This window comes from Arthrobacter sp. NicSoilB8, assembly GCF_019977355.1.
Lineage (GTDB): Bacteria > Actinomycetota > Actinomycetes > Actinomycetales > Micrococcaceae > Arthrobacter.
The window spans coordinates 1,939,518-1,955,595 of sequence record NZ_AP024655.1; the positions used below are offsets into that span (position 1 = coordinate 1,939,518).

The following is a 16,078-nucleotide window of genomic DNA, read 5'->3' on the forward strand; positions in this document are numbered from 1 at the left end:
TTGAACGATATCTGGAGTCATTGCACCTCTGGTGCTCTTGCCGTTTGTAAGGGGTGATCGCTGGTGGAGTCATGTCGCTTCGTCCCTCAACTTCCATGAACCCGTGAGCTCATCTGCTCACTCCATGGAACACGACGGACGGAGCACCCATGTTTTTTGCAGCGGTGGACCCGGGGATCACCCCGAACGCGAGCTTTCCCTTCCTGGAATCACTCAAACAGATCGGCGGCGGAATCCTCGTCGGCGCTTTCATCATCATTGCCATCGTGGCCATCATCGGTGCCGCAATGCTGCTGGCCGGCAAACTTAGCCAGTCGTCACGCCTTGCCTCCGGCGGGGGCGTGATCCTCCTTTGGACCGGACCAGTTGCTGCAATTCTCGGCGGCATCAACGGCTACATCCTCTGGTCGCAGACCGCCTTCCCTCTCGGGTTCTAGCTCATGCCCGCTGAGTGCGACCTCAATGGATGGTGGCCGCCCGGCTGCGGTTTGGTCTCACAGGCCAACGACAACGCCCTGGGCGCAGTCACGGCCCTCTTCGCCAACATCCTCCAAAACATGGCGTCCTGGCTTTGGGCCTTCATCACCGGCGCCTTCACCGTGTCGGACATCGACGACTCCCAATGGCTCTCCATCCGAGGGCTCACGAGCTGGTGGGTGGTTGTCATGATGACGCCGCTCGTCGTCGTGATGATCCTGCAGGTACTGTCCGGCCTGGTTAGCCAGCAGCCGAGACGGATAGGACGTGCGATGCTCGGCGGAGCTGCTGCCATCCCGCTGGTGGGTGCGGCTGTGTATCTTGTCCGGCAACTGACGCGGGCCAGCGACTTAGCCTCGGCGGCCCTGCTCGAATCGATTGGCTCCGATCCCTACCTGGTGTTCATGAGGCTGTTCGGCTTCGAGCGGGCACCAGAGGGAGCAGGGCGGGAATGGAACCTCGTCTCGCTGGCCCCAGGGAACACCGGAGGCGCTCCTGGTGCCGTCGTTGTGACTGTGTTGGCGGTCGGCGTCGTCTGGATCCTGGCTTTCATCCTGATGTGTTCGATGATCTTCCGCTCCTTTGCCCTCGTCGTGCTGGCCGCCGCCGCCCCCGTTGCGCTCATGCTGCTTCCGTGGGACAAGACAAAGTCCTGGGCACGACGATGGTGTGAGGTCGTCATTGCCCTGGTCCTCGCTAAGCCGCTGGCCGCCACTGTCTTGGCAGTCGCGGTGAAGCTCTTTACCGAGTCCAAGTCCTTCGCCGGATTGGCAGCTGGGACAGTCGGCATGGTCCTAGCCTGCGGTGCACCATTGATGGCCCTGCGCCTGGTGAGCTTCGCTGGCGGGGAACTCGCGGCAGCGGCCCAGACGGCCGGAGGCGGCCATGTCCTGTCCAGGAGCAGCAACGTGGCGGCCCGCCAGATCAGCAGGCAGACAGGTGGCCGCCTTACACTCGCGAGCCTCGTGAGTCGGTCCGCAATGACTCGGCCGATTAACTCAAGCCGTAGCGCTTTCCCTACACAAGTGCTGGCATCCAGTGTCCGTTCCGGGGCGTCTTCAGTCGGCAGCGACGGGAGCCGACTGGCTCTGGGCACCGGAGCCTCTCGTGGCGCTCCAGGAGCCCCGCACCCGTCGGAGTCTCCGGGGTTTATGCGCGGTGATCCCCGTGAGCGGTACGGCGCCGCTGCAACATCTCCTCCGCAGGCACCGGACGCGGCTGAACGGCGAGCGCAGCCAAACGCGAGCGGGCCCAGCCCTACAAGAGCCCAACCTCCAAAACCCCAGCCACCAAGAATCGACCCTCCGAAGGGAGGTACTCCTCATGTCTGAAGATTCGCGCGTCCTTGAAGCCGTCAAGTTCCCAAGATATGAGCGCCGGGGGTTCTTCCTCGGGCTCAAGTGGTACCAGTTGCTCATCATCGCCGGGGGAGCAACAGTCGCCATCGTGGCATCCGCCAGTGGTGGGCCGGCAGGCTTGTTCGTCTCCGGGCCTATGTGGCTTGGGCTCATTCTGCTTGGGCTCCTCCAATACTCACGCATCCCTTATCCGGTATGGGCGAAACAGATCGTATTGTTCTTTTACCGGGCGGCGACAGGCCAGATCCGTTTTCTCGCAAAGCCCGCAACGCCACAACTTGCTGGGCGGCTTGCCCTCCCGGGTGGTCTAGGCAATCTCGAGATCCGAACAACGGCCAGCGGTGAATGTTTTATCGTCGACCGCCACGGTAAGGAGGCGATCGCCGTACTGCGGTGCAGTACGCGGTCGTTTGCGCTCCTGGACGCGGATGACAAGGCGTGGGCGGTTCAGGCCTGGTCACGCGTTCAGGCGGGCATGGCCCAACGTCAGGGCGTGGCCCGGATCGCGATCCAGGATTACACCGTGCCTTATCCGTCGTCGGCTCTTTGGGATTACTACAGAGACAACGCCGCGCGGCCCGAAGCTGGTGGCGGGAAGCCCACCTGGGGACACCGTGCATACGAGGACTTGCTGGGTGCTGCCGGGGCGACTATGAGCCATGAGCTTCTCGTGGCGGTGGTCCTGGACGCCAGCAAGGCTCGACGGCGGATCAAGGAGTCAGGCGGGGGACTGACAGGCCTCGAACGCGTGTTGCGGCTTGAAGTCGAGGCCATGCAAACGTCGCTGGGAACTCATGGCGTAAAGGTGGAGGAATGGGCCGGCGAAGCGGGATTGCTGGGCGTCATTCGTGGTGCATTCGATCCTGCGGCCTTGCCGTCCGCGAAAGTGCCGGTGGCGGCAGCCCCGCCGTCGGATGAGTCGGCAGGCAAGGAAACGCCTAACCCCGACCGGCATCGCCCAATGGCCGTGGAGGAACACTGGACGTATCTACGGACCGACACCGGGTTCCACCAGACTTTCTGGATCGCTGAATGGCCCCGGCAGAAGGTCTTCCCGGGTTTCCTGCATCCCCTGATCTATGTCGGCGAGTTCCGCCACACTTTCACCGAAGTCATCCGGGCTGTGCCCACGGCTGAAGCCCTGCGTGACATCCGCTCTGCGCAGGAGGCGCACGAGACCCGCCGCCGCATCAACGCCCGCTTCGACAGGCCACTGACTCGTGAGCAAAGAGCCGAGGAAGAAGAGGTGCTCCAAAGGGAGGAAGAGATCGTCGCCGGCCATGGTGACGTGCGTCCAGCCGCCTACATTACTGTCACAGCGACCTCCCTTGAGGATTTGGCCCGGTACCGCCAGGAACTTGAATCCGCCGCTGCCGGCGCATTCGTTGAACTGAGGCTTTTATACGGACAGCAGTGGGCCGCGTTTGTCGCCGGTGGGCTGCCGCTTGGAAGGGGACTGCGTTGAAGCAGACAGCGAAGAGCCTTGAGTACGTCCCGTCGGGGAAGAACCGGGGCGAGCGGAAAGCGCGACGGCGGTCCGCACCCTACGGGGCAACATCGGCGAGCGCATTGGCAGAGGACAAGCAGCAGGATTTCCACGGCTTCCGCTTCACAGGTGACTGGGGGAGCAAAGAACAAAGCTCCCTGCGTGGTCCCCACCGGCTGCGTCCCGCGCCGCACCGTGCCTCGACAATGACATTTGCCGCCGCTTATCCGTTCCTTACGGAGTCGGGGCTGGGACACGAGGGGACTTACATCGGCACAGATGTGTTCGGGTCCGGGGCCTTCTCCTACGACCCGTGGATCCTTTACGACAAGGGGATCATCAGCGGCCCGTCGATTGTGGTGATTGGGACGGTGGGCACCGGCAAGTCAATGTGCGGCAAGTCGCTGGTGACGCGGTCAATCACGTTGGGGCGGAAGGCCGCTGTCGCGTCTGATCCCAAAGGTGAGTGGGTCGCCGTTGCCAAGGCTGTTGGGGGCAAAGTGATCTCCGTTGGCCCCGGCCGCCCTGCAAGAGTCAATCCTCTCGACGCCGGGCCCCGACCGAGCGCTCTCACGGAGGCTCAATGGCAGGCGGTGGTGAGGCAACGCCGTCGCTATTTGCTGGTGGCCTTGGTCTCCCTCATGCGGCAGGGCACACCGCTCCGCCCTGTGGAGCACACGGCCCTGGACATCGCCCTAATGGAAACAATGGCCGAGAATTCGAACCCCACATTGCCTATGGTGTTGGACCACTTGCTGAGACCTTCGAAGGAGATGACTGCCTTGGTCGGTGTCGAGGGAGGAACCGCGGTCAGCCACTCGTTGAGGCGCACCGTATCCGGCGATCTCGAAGGTATGTTCGATGCGCCGTCCACTGTGGCATTCGATGCGGACGCGCCCATGATGGTGATGGATACGTCAGCCCTGATCGGGGCGTCGGAGCAGGCCCTTTCGCTGGCTGCGGCCTGTGGCGCCACATGGTTGGAAGCTGCCATTACAAATCCCGACGGCGGGAAGCGGTTGGTGGTCTACGACGAGGGGTGGCGGATGCTCGCTGATCCGTACATGTTGGCGAAGATGAGCGAGCAGTGGCGGCTAGCCAGAACCTACGGGATCGCGAACCTGCTGATTATGCACAAGGTGGCGGACCTCAACGAGATCGGGGACAGCACCAGTGGGCACCGGCAGAAAGCCCTTGGGCTGCTGACCGAGGCTGACACCAGGATTATTTACCGGCAGAAACATGACGCGATGCGTCTGACCAAGGAGGCGCTCGGCCTCACCGAGGCCGAATGCGAGCACGTCGAGAACCTCCCCAAGGGGGTCGGGCTCTGGAAGGTGGGAAACCGCTCCTTCATCGTTGCCAACCGGGTGACTACTGACGAACTGGCCGTTTTCTCAACTGACGACAGGATGCTGTGAGAGCCCGAGGCAGTTCGCGGGCTGCGAGTGACAATCCTCTGGTCACCGCTTGCCTTGTGGCGGCTGCAGCCTACGTGTGTGTCTGTGCACTGGTTCACACGGCAGCGCACGCAGTTGGCACTATGCGCTGCGGCAGCATGCCGCCGTCGCCCTTTAACCCAGCGGCCGCCGTCGGACTTCTCACCAACAAGATGGAGTGGATACTTGTCCGCCGACCCGACTGTGAAGTTGGCACGGACAGCGTCTGGTGGGTTCTAGCTCCGGTGATACTTCTGGGTGGTGCGCTCGCCGTCGGGGTATTGGTCGCCTGGCGGCGATGGAAGCAATCAGGCGGGTGGCTGCGCCAGGACATCCTCAATCGCGACGGCGTTGCCCGCCGGGCCGAGGTTCTTCACGATTTCGGGGCCAGGGCTGTTCGCAAGAGAGGGAGGTTCACCCGCCCAGGAGTCGTCAACCCGTCCGTGCAGGATCTCTCGTGGACGCTGGGCCGCTCCCGCGGCGTCACGGTCCACGTCTCCACCGAGGAGTCATTGGTGATCCAAGGCGCACCGAGATCAGGTAAGGGTCTGTACGTGGTCATCAACGCTATTCTCGATGCGCCCGGTGCAGTGGTCACGACTTCTACGCGCGCTGACAACCTGGTGGTCACGTTGAAGGCCCGGGCGTCCGGCGGACGACCCGTGACGGTCTTTGATCCCCAGGGCATGTCCGGAATTCCCTCGTCGCTTCGCTGGTCGCCTGTCCGCGGGTGCGAGGACCCCGACATGGCTACCCGTCGTGGGTTGGTTATCACAGCGGACACTGAGATGAAGGGCGAGAACGCAGCCTGGCAGAAGCGCTCGCTGATAGTCCTTCAGTGTCTGCTTCACGCTGCCGCCCTGTGCGGTGAGGGAGTCACGGCATTTCGACGTTGGTCTTCCAGCCCGGTATTGGCAAGGGAAGCGCTCGAGGTGCTGGGCCGGCCCGGGGCAGCGCTCGGATGGCAGGCGGACTTGATGGGGATATTGGAAGACGACCCGCGAAACACGTCCAACTCGTGGATTGGGGTCTCGGCGGCGGTGGCACCGCTGTCATCGCCAAAAGTACTGGCCGCCCTGAACCCGCAGGACGAGTCCGAAGAGTTCGATCCGAAGGCCTTCATACGGGACCGGGGCACTCTTTATCTCATCGGCACCCGAGCGGGGGCAGCTGCTGCTGGACCGTACCTGTCCGCACTGATCGATGACATCGACAATGCAGCGAGGGAGATGGCGTTCGTATCACCGGGCGGTCGGCTGGAGCCACCTCTTTCCTTGATCCTCGACGAGATCGCCAACCTGGCTCCATGGCCCGGACTGCCGGTGGCACTCTCTGACGGCGGCGGCATTGGCATCTCGACCCTCGTGGTTCTGCAATCCCTATCTCAGGCCCGTTCAGGCTGGTCCATCGACGAGGCGGCGACGATCTGGGACTCGGCCATTATCAAAGTGATATTTGGCGGGGGATCCGACGAACGGGACCTTCGCTCACTTGCCGGGTTGCTTGGGGAGCGGAGCCTTACGCTCACTACACGGTCATGGTCGTCGCAGGGCCGGCAGGACGGTGAGCAGATACGCGAGAGTCCGGTCATTGCTCTGGACGAGATTCGACGCCTCCCGGTTGGAACGGCCCTTATGCTCGGCCGGCGAACCCGCCCCATTCTGTTGGATCTTCTTGAGTGGCACAAGCGGAAGGACGCAGGGGAGTTGCGCCGCCTGAAAGCGGAGATGGAGCGCGAATTGGCGGACGGGCACAGGCAACGCCAGCAGAAGAATGAGGAGGTGCCGGATGCGCAGCCATGACGACACCGATCAGTTTGATGTGCCCTCCCGGGCTTCCTTTGGGGACGACGAGCTAACCGCACAGTTGTTTAGGTCTGCGTTTCCCATTCCCACTGGCACCAAAAACGTGACCCGACGCTGGAGGGAAATGACGCCAGAGCAGTCGCAGGACGTCTGGGGGTCCCTTTTCACGTGGGTGACATGGCTGGTCGCCACCTATCAACTGACGACGTCGGTCGTTCCGGATTGCTGGTGGCGTCACTCCGAGATCGTGGCTGAGCTTTATGCGCTTCAGCGCGCGGAGCTTGCCTCCTATACAGAGGACGACCCTGGATTCGGTCCGCTCGCCTTCCACGAAAGGCTCCCGCATGCCGTCGAACGCCTGAGGATGCACACCAGGACCGCAGGATGCGTTGGCCTGCAGGTGCACAAGGAGCCTGCACTTCGCGTGCTGGCTAACGACGACGCCGCTTTCACCGAGTGGCGCAAGGCTGCTCATCAAGTGGTTTCTGAATTCTGAGTCATGTCGCTCGTGTCAGTCACAGCCATGAACGGGTGTCTGCGCAGCAAAGGCTGCGGCCCAAGAAGCATGAAGGGTGGCTGTCGTGGCCGCTACATCCGAAGTTCCGTCCACCATCCCGTCTGACCAAAGTTCCGCACTGGCCGGACCAGGCGCTCGCCGTATGGCTCCTGAGGAGCGCGTTGCCGCCCTCATGGATGGTTTGCACTCAATCCTGGAGAACGCGGTTGAGTCACCCTCTCATTGGCAGGTTTTGCTCGATGCTTCCGCCAACCTGTGGCGCTATTCGGGCGGGAACGTTGCCCTGCTCATGATGCAGATGGCACAGCGGGGAACGGACGAGCCGACGCTCGTCGCGGGGTACAAGGAATGGGAACGACACGGCCGCACTGTCCTTCGCGGTGAGCATGCCCTATGGGTCATTGCACCCAGGACCTCCCGTGTCCAACAGATGCTGTTGCCCGACGGTACCCGTCAGCGCGTTCCCGTGGGCAGTAAGCTGCCCAGCGGTGCTGTCGATGAGGGGAAAAAGACCCTCATATCCGGTTGGCGTGGCCAGGCAGTCTTTGACGTTTCCCAGACTCAGGGCGCCCCGCTGTTTGTTCCGAGACCCGGCAACTCATCGGTGGAGGCGCCTCAGCTGTGGGCATCATTGGCTGGAGTTGCCCGCTCGCATGGTTTCTCGATTAACGTCACGGATGCGCAATACGGACTAACAAGCGGCTTCACCGACTTCGGTCAGCGCCAGGTGCAGGTGGGTGGGTGGCTGAACCCTGAGGAACGGATTGCCGTGCTGGCGCATGAGCTTGGGCATGTCTTACTGCATGGTCCGGACGACAATGTGGGCAAGCTCTATGGCAGCAGCGTGGACCACCGCGGGCTGGCTGAAGTCGAGGCCGAGTCGGTTGCCTACACGGTGTTGAAGGCGCACGGGATTGATCGGGGCCCCCAGTCAGCAAGCTACTTGTCAGGCTGGGCTGACGCTGTGATTGCAGCGGAGCATTCAGCGACCGGCGACGGCTCCTCCCGGAATCAGCCTGCTTCTCGCGTGGACATCGCGAAGTCCGTCCTGGGCCGCGTCACGGCGGCCGCCAAGCAAATCCTTGAAGTCACTGATCCTCCGGGACTCGGTGGGAAGGTCACTGCGGCTGAGATCTCTCCGATGGTTAGTAATCCGGACACCTATGCAGGCCTGAAGCAGCCTGGTGAGCCGTCGCGTGGCTTGGAGATCTCGGGCCCATAGCCGACCCCCAAAGCGTTGGACGGGACCGCCCCGTCTGCGAAGGAAAGGACAGAAGATATGAGCACCAAGATTCCGGTCAACATCGTCGGCAATCTCGTCGCCGATCCCGAACTCACGTATGGGGAGTCGGGTGTGGCACACGCCAAACTGCGGGTGGCTGTAAACCAGCGGATCCAAGGAGCAGACGGAACCTGGCAGGACGGAGAGCCTGTATTCCACAACGTCTCGGCATTCCGGGCGCTCGCCGAGAATGCCTCGACGTCCCTTAGGAAGGGCGACCCCGTCACCGTTTCGGGTGAACTCGAGTTCCGTGCCTTCGAAAAGGACGGGGAGAAGCGGGAAGCGCGCCGCATCGTGGCTGAAACCATCGGTCCTGACCTCCGCTTCGGCACCGCCGCGTACCAGCGTTCTCCACGAGCGGCGACTGCTCCCGAAGCTGAAGCGGGTGCGGGTCTGCAGGCGGCTCCTGAAGCGGCCCAACCTGCCTACAGCATTGCTACGAAGGGACCGGTTGAGTGGGCCCCTTTAGGCGGGCCGGCGCGGAACGAGATTAGCCTCTGAGTCGGTGGGCCAAAGCCGGATTTTCGATCGAGGCGTTACCTGGCGGCACTGCCTTGAAACCTAAACAACGCGTAATGGCCTGGTCCTCTTGTGAGACCAGGCCATTACGTCATGCACTCAGGGCTGTGCGTCTGGATCGGGCTGTCAGTGCACTCGCTTTCGCTGACGTAGATTGCCGCCGCCTCTTTCTCCCCCGAATCACCTACCTTCGGCTAGAGCCTGCTACTGCCCTTCCAGTCGTCGGGCGGCACACGTTTGATGCTCGAGGATTGTGCCCACCCCATGTGGTACTTTCCGGATGAATCCAGCCACTCAATGAGACCGTACTTGTGCGTCCACCCCACAGCCTTGCCATAGATGCCACCCACGTACACCAGTGGCCGGCCAAACTTCGGAAAGTCTCGGATAGGTGCAGGGTCATCTATTGGTCGGCTTGCCTCAGCATCCATGCGAGCCAGCATGCGCTCGACATCGTCAGGGGAGCCAGACTTAATCACGAGGAAAGTATAGAACATATGTTCGAATCGATAGCGTGGCTGGTCGGCACTTGTTCGCGTTGTTCTCAGTGGAGCCCGCCAGTCGCTACCCCTGGCGATGTTGGATTGAGCCTTCGCCTTGCTGGATAGGTGACGTCAGAAGGCTCGCAATCGGCCGCCCCTCGCTAGGTGCCCAAGCTAGGCAATCCGCGGCTCGAATGAAATACGCTTCAGGCCAGGGCGCGCTAGGCCTCACTTGGGCTGGGTCTGGAGTGATGAGCAGGACGGATCCAGGCCATATCGGTTCCGACTGCGCTTCAATCCAAGCTGGCTGAACATGGTTGAAGCGGTTCCACTCGATGGTTACCCATGAACCAGTGGGTTGTATTGCGTCAACGCTGAGGAGCGTTATCTCGGTCGTGGTCCCGCTGGCCAGTCTGGCATTGTCGAAGGACCTCCATTGTTCCCTTGCTTCGGCCAGCCATGTACGGAGGTGGTTGACGCGTTTCCACCAAAGCCAACCTGACAGCAGTGCAGCGGCCACCAAGAGGCCGGCAACAATTACCTTGAATAAGGCAGGGAGTTCGGCCGCAGGGAAAGACACCAGAAACACAACGAGGGCTATCAGAACAACGGTGCTGGTCGATACCAGCCCAGCTGTCGCAACTTTGGGTTTTGCTGTCGGGTTCAGGACCATAGTCTCGCCTCCTTCGCCAGCTTAGAGCTGCCAACCAGCACTTGTAAGGGCGACCTTCTGGGAAGTGGCCAAATTCGCGGCCCCCGTCGCTAGCTCAGCTGCCGTTGGGCGCTGACGAGCGTCGTCCATTGCTACTTGCAGTCTTTCCCGTTGCCCCTGCTGAACCCACTCGTGCTCGGCTGGAGTCGGACCCAGCGGCAGGGGAGAGTCCGAGATTCCCCACCTGTCCCTGAAGAGGGCTACGTCACGAATCAGTTGGCCTGACGCGCCGCTGCCAAGGGAGGCGGTCAGCGCGCGTTTCCAGTCGGGATCCTCTGTCAGGGCAGACATGCTTACGGCGTCGGTCCTCTGCCGGATCCGTTGGCGGACCTGATCCACCATCTCCGCTAAGTCAGGACGAGAGGTAGTAAGCTCCTCGACCAAAGGGTCCGCCGTCGCCGTCGGCACCCCTTTAATGAACCGGCGCAAACACATGCTGAGCAGAGCCGAGGGATCGTGCGCACCTGTGGCGTTTCGGAGAGTCTCCTCCAACACACGTTCGGCTCCCTGAAGGCTGACGGCGGCCGCCTTCCGCCACGCCGCAACGGCCGCGCCCCACGAAGGTGACTGTTCGAGTTCGAGTGATGGGCCGCCGTCGTGCTTGTTCAAGCATTGCTTGAGACCTTGGGCAGCTGCTATTTGCGCCAAATAGTCATACTCGGCGTAGAGGCGCTCGAGGCTGTCTGCCTTTTTCCGTTCCGCGTCGCGTACTTCATGGGCGGTCCGCTCAGCACCTTCCGCAGCGAGTACCTCGCCTAAGATGCTTCGCCACGACGGCTGCAGGGTGGGATCAATGGCGTGGTGCTCGGAGTCATCACCTTCGCTGACGTAGGCAAAGTTGCCGGACCGGCCTCGGGTCATGCTGACGTAGAGGAGCTCGCGGGTGAGGCGGCCCTGTCTAACCACAGTGTGACCGGTGTCCACGGTGACGCCCTGGGTGCGGTGTGCGGTGGTTGCATAGCCCAGCTCAACGCACGACTCGAGGTAGGTCCGGGGGAGTATGATCCTCGCTCCTGTTTGCCGCCGAACCGCTTGAAGTGAGCCGTCCCGCTTACAGACACTTTCGACGTCGAACAGTGTTCCATTCCGGACGAAGTCACCGTTGCTGTCGATGAGCCTGCGGTCGTTTCCGCGGGCGATGATGGTGTCGCCAGAACCGGCGTGTAGGCCATCGTTGAGCAGAACGTTCCGTTCGGGATCCACCTCGCCCTTGGCGACGAGGTCGGCTTGGGCGCGTTCGTTGAGCATGCCGACGGTGTCATTGTCGGCCGCGATAAGGATGGATGACTTGCCGGCCCGCATATCGGCCTGCCACGCCAGGTACGCCTGGTCGACCATGTCCAAGTAGGTGCCGTGACTTATCCGTCGATGCTTTTCATAGTCCAGGATCGCTGAGTAGTCTCCCCTCCGGAGCTTGAGGGATGATGCGCCCTCCCACTTTTCGTGGAATCTCCAGATGCTGCTGAGCCGGGTGGTCTTTTCTTGCCGGTCCAGCCAACCGAGGACGCCGCCGGCGTCGATCGCGTCCAGCTGGCCTGGGTCACCCACCAGGAGGATCTTCGCGTGGGCCTCGTGTGCCTGCTGGACGAGGGCGGCGAGCTGGAACGTGGAAACCATGGAAGCTTCGTCGATGATGACGAGCTGGTCCGGGTGGAAGCACCATCGCTGCTGGGTTGCAGCGAGCCGTGCAGCTTCCTGCGCGAATGCCATGCTCCTGCGGTCGCCGGCATGAGACTTTGCCAGACGGGTCTGGACGTCGAAGAAGCGCTCTGCCCTGGAAGTTGCCGCATGGCCCTCCGACTCGTGCAGCCACTTGGCGACGTTTTCTGTGGCCATAGCGAGTTCGCGGCCCAGTACGTCCGCACTTGCCGCCGCCGGGGCAAGCCCGATCACGCTACCGCCGCCGTGTTCCGCTTCCCATATCGCCTTCACCGCGCCTAGGGTCGTTGTCTTTCCCGCGCCTGCTGGGCCCACGATCGCGTCGAGGCGGTTGCCGCTAAGGAGGACCGTGGCGACGGCGGCGCGCTGATCGGAGTGCAGTTCCGGCTTCGCGGGCCGTCGGGCCCGGTCAAGCGAATCCATGATGACATCCGCGCGCACGACCGGGCCGCCGTCGTCGTTTCTTGCCGCCATGATGGCGTCCTCGCAGACGAGCGTTGAGGTATCTGTGTAGAGGCGCGATCCGTGGAAGTCGAAGACGCTGCCATGCCTGTTGTGGAGGTCGGGCGCAGCGTCTGGTGGGGCGGCGTAGCGGTACTCGTTGAGCGCTACGGACTGGTGTTCGGCGGCTGTGGCGACGGCATCCATTAGTGCATTCCGGTCGGAAGCGGAGCGGCAACGGATCTGTGCGCAGACCCTCTCCGCTTCGGCGAGGAGGTTCCAGCGGTTCCAGGTTGAGCGTTTGCCACTGACACGTTCACGGGCAAGGGAGGCGACACTGTCGATCCAATCGGAGGTGAAGTCCGTGAACGAAAAGGGGGAGTCCCAAGAGCGGTTAATTGTGGCGGCTAGGACGTCGCCCGGGTGGAAACCTTTGGCGACCGCACGTTCCCGCCAATGCCCCGAGAGTTCATGAAGAGGTGTGGGTAGGTCGGCCTTTGGGATACGGGTATCCAGAGTGGCTTGCTGACGAAGCTTGATTATCGTTACTGCGGTGGGAGGATGACCGTGTTCCGTGACCCATTTCGCCACGAGGCGGTCCGTTTCCAGATTGATGCGACGTGACCGGTTCGAAAATTCGCGGACGAGTGCTTCGTCTATGCCGGTGAGCTGCTGGCTGGGATTCTGGGTGCTGGTGACAGGGTTACGGATATCTGTGTCGCTTCCGAGGTGCCGATGGAGGGCGTCAAATAGGAGTCCGTTGTAGTGTTCGCTGGCGGCGACGGCGGCCTTGTACAGGGTGCGGGAGTCGAGGGTGACCCAAGCTCCATCGGTGATGCGCTGGATGCGGTTGGCTATCACCAAGTGCGTGTGGAGCTGAGGGTCGCCGGTCCGTGATTCCCAGTGGTCGAAAGCAGCGGCGATGGCACCCCTTGTGCCGAGGTGGGCGACGCCGTTCCGTCCTGCACGCGTGTGGATGACGTTCTCTTCGAGCCACGCAAGGGTCTCTTCGACGGCGTCGTGGTGGGTTTGGAGGATGCGGTCCTGGGTGCTGCGGGGGCTGAGTGCCCACAGGACGGACACCGATTTTGGAACGCTGAAGGTCAGGTCAAAGCCCACGACGGCGTGCCTCACGGTGGGTTGGCCGGTCTTTTTGTCGACGGCGGTGGGCTGGCTGTGCGGGCGGCCCAGCGGGCCGCCTGTGTCGGGATGAACCGCTAGGTCGAAGACTGCCCGCGCGTCAGATTCGGAGATGGGCTCAGCGGCCGTTCTGTTGATTCCTTGCAGTCCGCTGCCAATCCATCGGCCTTCCGGAGTGCCGGCCTTCATGTAGTAGGTGGTGGCGTCCCGGGGAGAAGTGGAGAGGTCATCCATCATCGTCGTCTTGAACAGGTAGCGTAGGCCGGATTGTGCCGAGAGCCGTGCGATGGACATCGTCATAGTCGTGGCGCTCCAGCTTGGCGCCTCGTTGGTTGCCATCCACGACGGCGGAAAATTTCCAGTGTTGCTTGATCGAGCGCGACGCCCTTGGCCTGGGCGAGGGAGACGAGCCAGGCAGACATGTGTGCAAGGTCTTGGACGTTGGTTCTTTGTGCGCGTTTGAGGCGGGAGACCTCTGACTGGAGAAGGTTGTTGGCTACTCGCTGTTCGGAGTTCTCCGCTTCGAGTCGATCGATCTCGCAGGCTTGGGACCGGAGCTTGGACTGAAGTACTTCCCGGCGCCGTTGGCAAGACCTTGTTTTGGACTCCAGCTGTCGTCCGACTGCCTCCAGCTGGGCCTGGAGGTCAGTGGCTAATTTGTCTGTCTTTGCCGCTATCGCGGGACGGTTTCGAGCCCGACGTCGACGGTCCCGTTGCCTGTTGGCGCAGCGCGTTGAGCAGAAGCGCTGTGTCCTGCGGGAAGACTCGAAGTCTGCAGTGCACTCTTCGCATTTTTTGGTGGTCACGTGTGTTCATCTGCGCGAGGTCGACTCCCGACATGACTAGACGTGGCCAGCGCTCACGCTGATGGCCTTGGATGCCAGAGGTGTGAGGGGTTGATGCGGTGATGGCTCGTGGCAGAAGTGGGACGGCACATAGAGCTGCGCGCTCTGCCATGGTCGCAGCAGTCGTTAGCTCGAGGCACTGCTGCGCTAACTCATGTTGATCATCCAGTCTTCTTCATGGGCTCCATGGTTCCGCTAATGGTTAGTCCGCCTCGTCGTGCATCGCAAGCTTCAAAGCCTGGGACCGGACTGCTCGGGTTATGTGCAGTGGATTTATCGCCAAGCCTGCATAGAGCTGCCACGCGTGGAGCAATGGCGGGTTGGTAGCCGAACCAACCACTCGCAGCCGGGCGACTTGGTGGTTCAGAACCCCCCAAGGGCCGGACAACTGGGGGCCATGTAAGTATCTATTCGGGGAACGGCATGATGTACAGCGCTCTCAATCCTTCAGCAGGGCCCCTGTTGCATCCAGTTGATTGGAACTCAGGGGCCGAGACTTCGACCTGCTCAGCTAACCCTGCGGAGACCACCACCATGTCAGCGCGGGCATCGATCCCCGTGCACGACGCTGCAGGACTCCTGCCCGGGATGCACCGGCGACAGCGGCGTGCGGGATGAAGTGCTTAGCTTAGTCCCGATAAGCGGACCGTTTACGCCACCTGAGCGCCGTCAGCGACGAAAGTTGGGGGATGGGTGTAGAGGGACATTCGCTACCCATCTCTAGGTTAAGAGTTGGTTAGGACTGTGACTTTTCTCATGCGGTGCCTATGCATCGCGGGGGAGAGGGGTCACGACTCCATGCAAACCTGGTCGCCAACGCGAATGCACGTGGCGAAGTTCCTAGCTGGGTGCCGCTCAATACCAGTTCTGGCCGCACCAGCAGGGGCAATCCTCGTGCTCCTAGAGTGCATTTCCTACTGGTCTTTTAACCATGCTGCCCCCAGAGGCCTGCCTCAAGGGCTTCGCGTTTCCTGGGGAGCGTCCTGAGAGTCTGGTCTCCCCGGTCATCATCAAGATCCGATCGGTCTCGATAGCGCGAGAAGTGATCGAGCGATGGTGAAGCGTGTACGACCCTTGGAAGTTCGCGGGTCATAGCCCAGTTTGCCCGCGATCGAGTTGATCCGGTCTTGAACGGTTGAGTGATGCCGTCCCAATTTGATTGCCGTACCTCGGACACTCGCCGTTTCGGCGAGGATGTCGAGCAGTTTGAGAGCTTCCGCGTCGAGTTTCGCAAGCGCTGCGACGTCGGGTGGAGCCTCCATCGAAGCGGCAGCCTCGGCGAGAGCGAGTATCGATCCCAGCCCGATGGCGTCGACAACGGGTTCATCCTCGGATGCCAGTTGCAGCGCAGTAAGAGCCGTCGACCATGACTCAGGTAGTCCTTTGGATTTTGTGGGGATGCCCAATCCGGCACGCCCAAAGTCGGAAGGAACGCTAAAGCTTTCAGGAACGATCGCGGCGCGTGCGATGCCTCGCGTGGTCACCATGGGTATGGAAGAAATCTTTCTGGGGAAGTGGGTGTCTAACGGCACGGCTACTGCACGCACTGATTCAAATCCCGTTAGTCCGAGTCGCTCGAGAGCCAGTAGGCGATCGTTTTCAGAGGTACTGGAGCTGAGTGCGGTCTCGATAGGGCCGAGACCCACCGGCGGGCGTTGGAATACTGTGATCGAGATAGCCATGGCGAGGCGCTCAAGGACCATCCCGACAAGAGTGGAGAGTTCTTGGCTTGCCTCGACCCACACGACGGATCCGTCGCGCAGTTGCCACGTCGGAAAGGAGTCGAGTGAGGAATGCGCGGCGCTGGACCGCACTCCCTGCGGGTCGACGCGACGGAAATCGGCTGCCGTGCGGTAACCGGCGATCGTCCCGGAAAGGACCGCAGCCGCATGGAGCAGACTGTCCACGCTGGCACC

Annotated in this window: 11 protein-coding genes; 9 read left to right on the forward strand and 2 right to left on the reverse strand. The window is 62.0% G+C overall.

All coding sequences use genetic code 11. From position 1 onward, the window contains the following. The first annotated feature begins 149 nt into the window (after positions 1 to 149). The 8 genes from LDO15_RS08635 to LDO15_RS08670 all read left to right on the forward strand — a co-directional run bounded on the left by LDO15_RS08635 (position 150) and on the right by LDO15_RS08670 (position 8,865). Positions 150 to 437 (forward strand): hypothetical protein, encoded by a 288-nt coding sequence (locus LDO15_RS08635; RefSeq protein ID WP_056084497.1) that lies wholly within the window; start codon positions 150 to 152, stop codon positions 435 to 437. Between the two features lie 3 nt (positions 438 to 440). Then, entirely contained in the window at positions 441 to 1,808 is a 1,368-nt protein-coding gene (locus tag LDO15_RS08640) for a type IV secretion system protein (RefSeq protein WP_223985995.1), read from the forward strand. Then, positions 1,801 to 3,300: an SCO6880 family protein gene (locus LDO15_RS08645; protein WP_223985998.1), complete on the forward strand. Its 1,500-nt coding sequence runs from the start codon at positions 1,801 to 1,803 to the stop codon at positions 3,298 to 3,300. Before LDO15_RS08640 ends, LDO15_RS08645 begins: the two co-directional genes overlap by 8 nt. Beyond that, positions 3,297 to 4,742, forward strand: a complete 1,446-nt coding sequence (locus LDO15_RS08650; RefSeq protein ID WP_223986001.1) for an ATP-binding protein — start codon at positions 3,297 to 3,299, stop codon at positions 4,740 to 4,742. The genes LDO15_RS08645 and LDO15_RS08650 overlap by 4 nt, the downstream gene beginning before the upstream one ends. Before the next feature lie 137 nt (positions 4,743 to 4,879). Then, complete coding sequence (locus LDO15_RS08655; RefSeq protein WP_223986003.1) at positions 4,880 to 6,562, forward strand: type IV secretory system conjugative DNA transfer family protein; 1,683 nt, start codon at positions 4,880 to 4,882, stop codon at positions 6,560 to 6,562. After that, positions 6,549 to 7,061, forward strand: coding sequence for a hypothetical protein (locus LDO15_RS08660; RefSeq protein ID WP_223986006.1), 513 nt, complete (start codon positions 6,549 to 6,551; stop codon positions 7,059 to 7,061). Before LDO15_RS08655 ends, LDO15_RS08660 begins: the two co-directional genes overlap by 14 nt. Before the next feature lie 163 nt (positions 7,062 to 7,224). Continuing rightward, on the forward strand, positions 7,225 to 8,304 hold the full coding sequence (locus LDO15_RS08665; RefSeq protein WP_223986009.1) for an ArdC-like ssDNA-binding domain-containing protein: 1,080 nt from the start codon (positions 7,225 to 7,227) through the stop codon (positions 8,302 to 8,304). Positions 8,305 to 8,361: 57 nt separating this feature from the next. Beyond that, positions 8,362 to 8,865, forward strand: a complete 504-nt coding sequence (locus LDO15_RS08670; RefSeq protein WP_223986012.1) for a single-stranded DNA-binding protein — start codon at positions 8,362 to 8,364, stop codon at positions 8,863 to 8,865. Positions 8,866 to 10,059: 1,194 nt separating this feature from the next. Here the strand turns inward: LDO15_RS08670 and mobF are convergent. Continuing rightward, complete coding sequence (gene mobF, locus LDO15_RS08675; protein WP_223986015.1) at positions 10,060 to 13,617, reverse strand: MobF family relaxase; 3,558 nt, start codon at positions 13,615 to 13,617, stop codon at positions 10,060 to 10,062. Positions 13,618 to 14,424: 807 nt separating this feature from the next. Between mobF and LDO15_RS08680 the strand changes: the two genes are divergently transcribed. Then, a complete protein-coding gene (locus LDO15_RS08680) occupies positions 14,425 to 14,565 on the forward strand; it encodes a C40 family peptidase (RefSeq protein WP_263428383.1) in 141 nt (46 codons plus the stop codon). A gap of 607 nt (positions 14,566 to 15,172) precedes the next feature. Here the strand turns inward: LDO15_RS08680 and LDO15_RS08685 are convergent. Then, positions 15,173 to 16,069 (reverse strand): hypothetical protein, encoded by an 897-nt coding sequence (locus LDO15_RS08685; RefSeq protein WP_223986021.1) that lies wholly within the window; start codon positions 16,067 to 16,069, stop codon positions 15,173 to 15,175. Positions 16,070 to 16,078: the final 9 nt, after the last annotated feature.

What these genes read in the sequence shown, in the direction of transcription:
- LDO15_RS08655 (WP_223986003.1), top strand. Translation starts at nt 4,880, where the DNA reads ATGCCGCCGTCGCCCTTTAACCCAGCGGCCGCCGTCGGACTTCTCACC.
- LDO15_RS08635 (WP_056084497.1), top strand. Translation starts at nt 150, where the DNA reads ATGTTTTTTGCAGCGGTGGACCCGGGGATCACCCCGAACGCGAGCTTT.
- mobF (WP_223986015.1), bottom strand. Translation starts at nt 13,617, where the DNA reads ATGACGATGTCCATCGCACGGCTCTCGGCACAATCCGGCCTACGCTAC.
- LDO15_RS08640 (WP_223985995.1), top strand. Translation starts at nt 441, where the DNA reads ATGCCCGCTGAGTGCGACCTCAATGGATGGTGGCCGCCCGGCTGCGGT.
- LDO15_RS08670 (WP_223986012.1), top strand. Translation starts at nt 8,362, where the DNA reads ATGAGCACCAAGATTCCGGTCAACATCGTCGGCAATCTCGTCGCCGAT.
- LDO15_RS08665 (WP_223986009.1), top strand. Translation starts at nt 7,225, where the DNA reads ATGGCTCCTGAGGAGCGCGTTGCCGCCCTCATGGATGGTTTGCACTCA.
- LDO15_RS08660 (WP_223986006.1), top strand. Translation starts at nt 6,549, where the DNA reads ATGCGCAGCCATGACGACACCGATCAGTTTGATGTGCCCTCCCGGGCT.
- LDO15_RS08645 (WP_223985998.1), top strand. Translation starts at nt 1,801, where the DNA reads ATGTCTGAAGATTCGCGCGTCCTTGAAGCCGTCAAGTTCCCAAGATAT.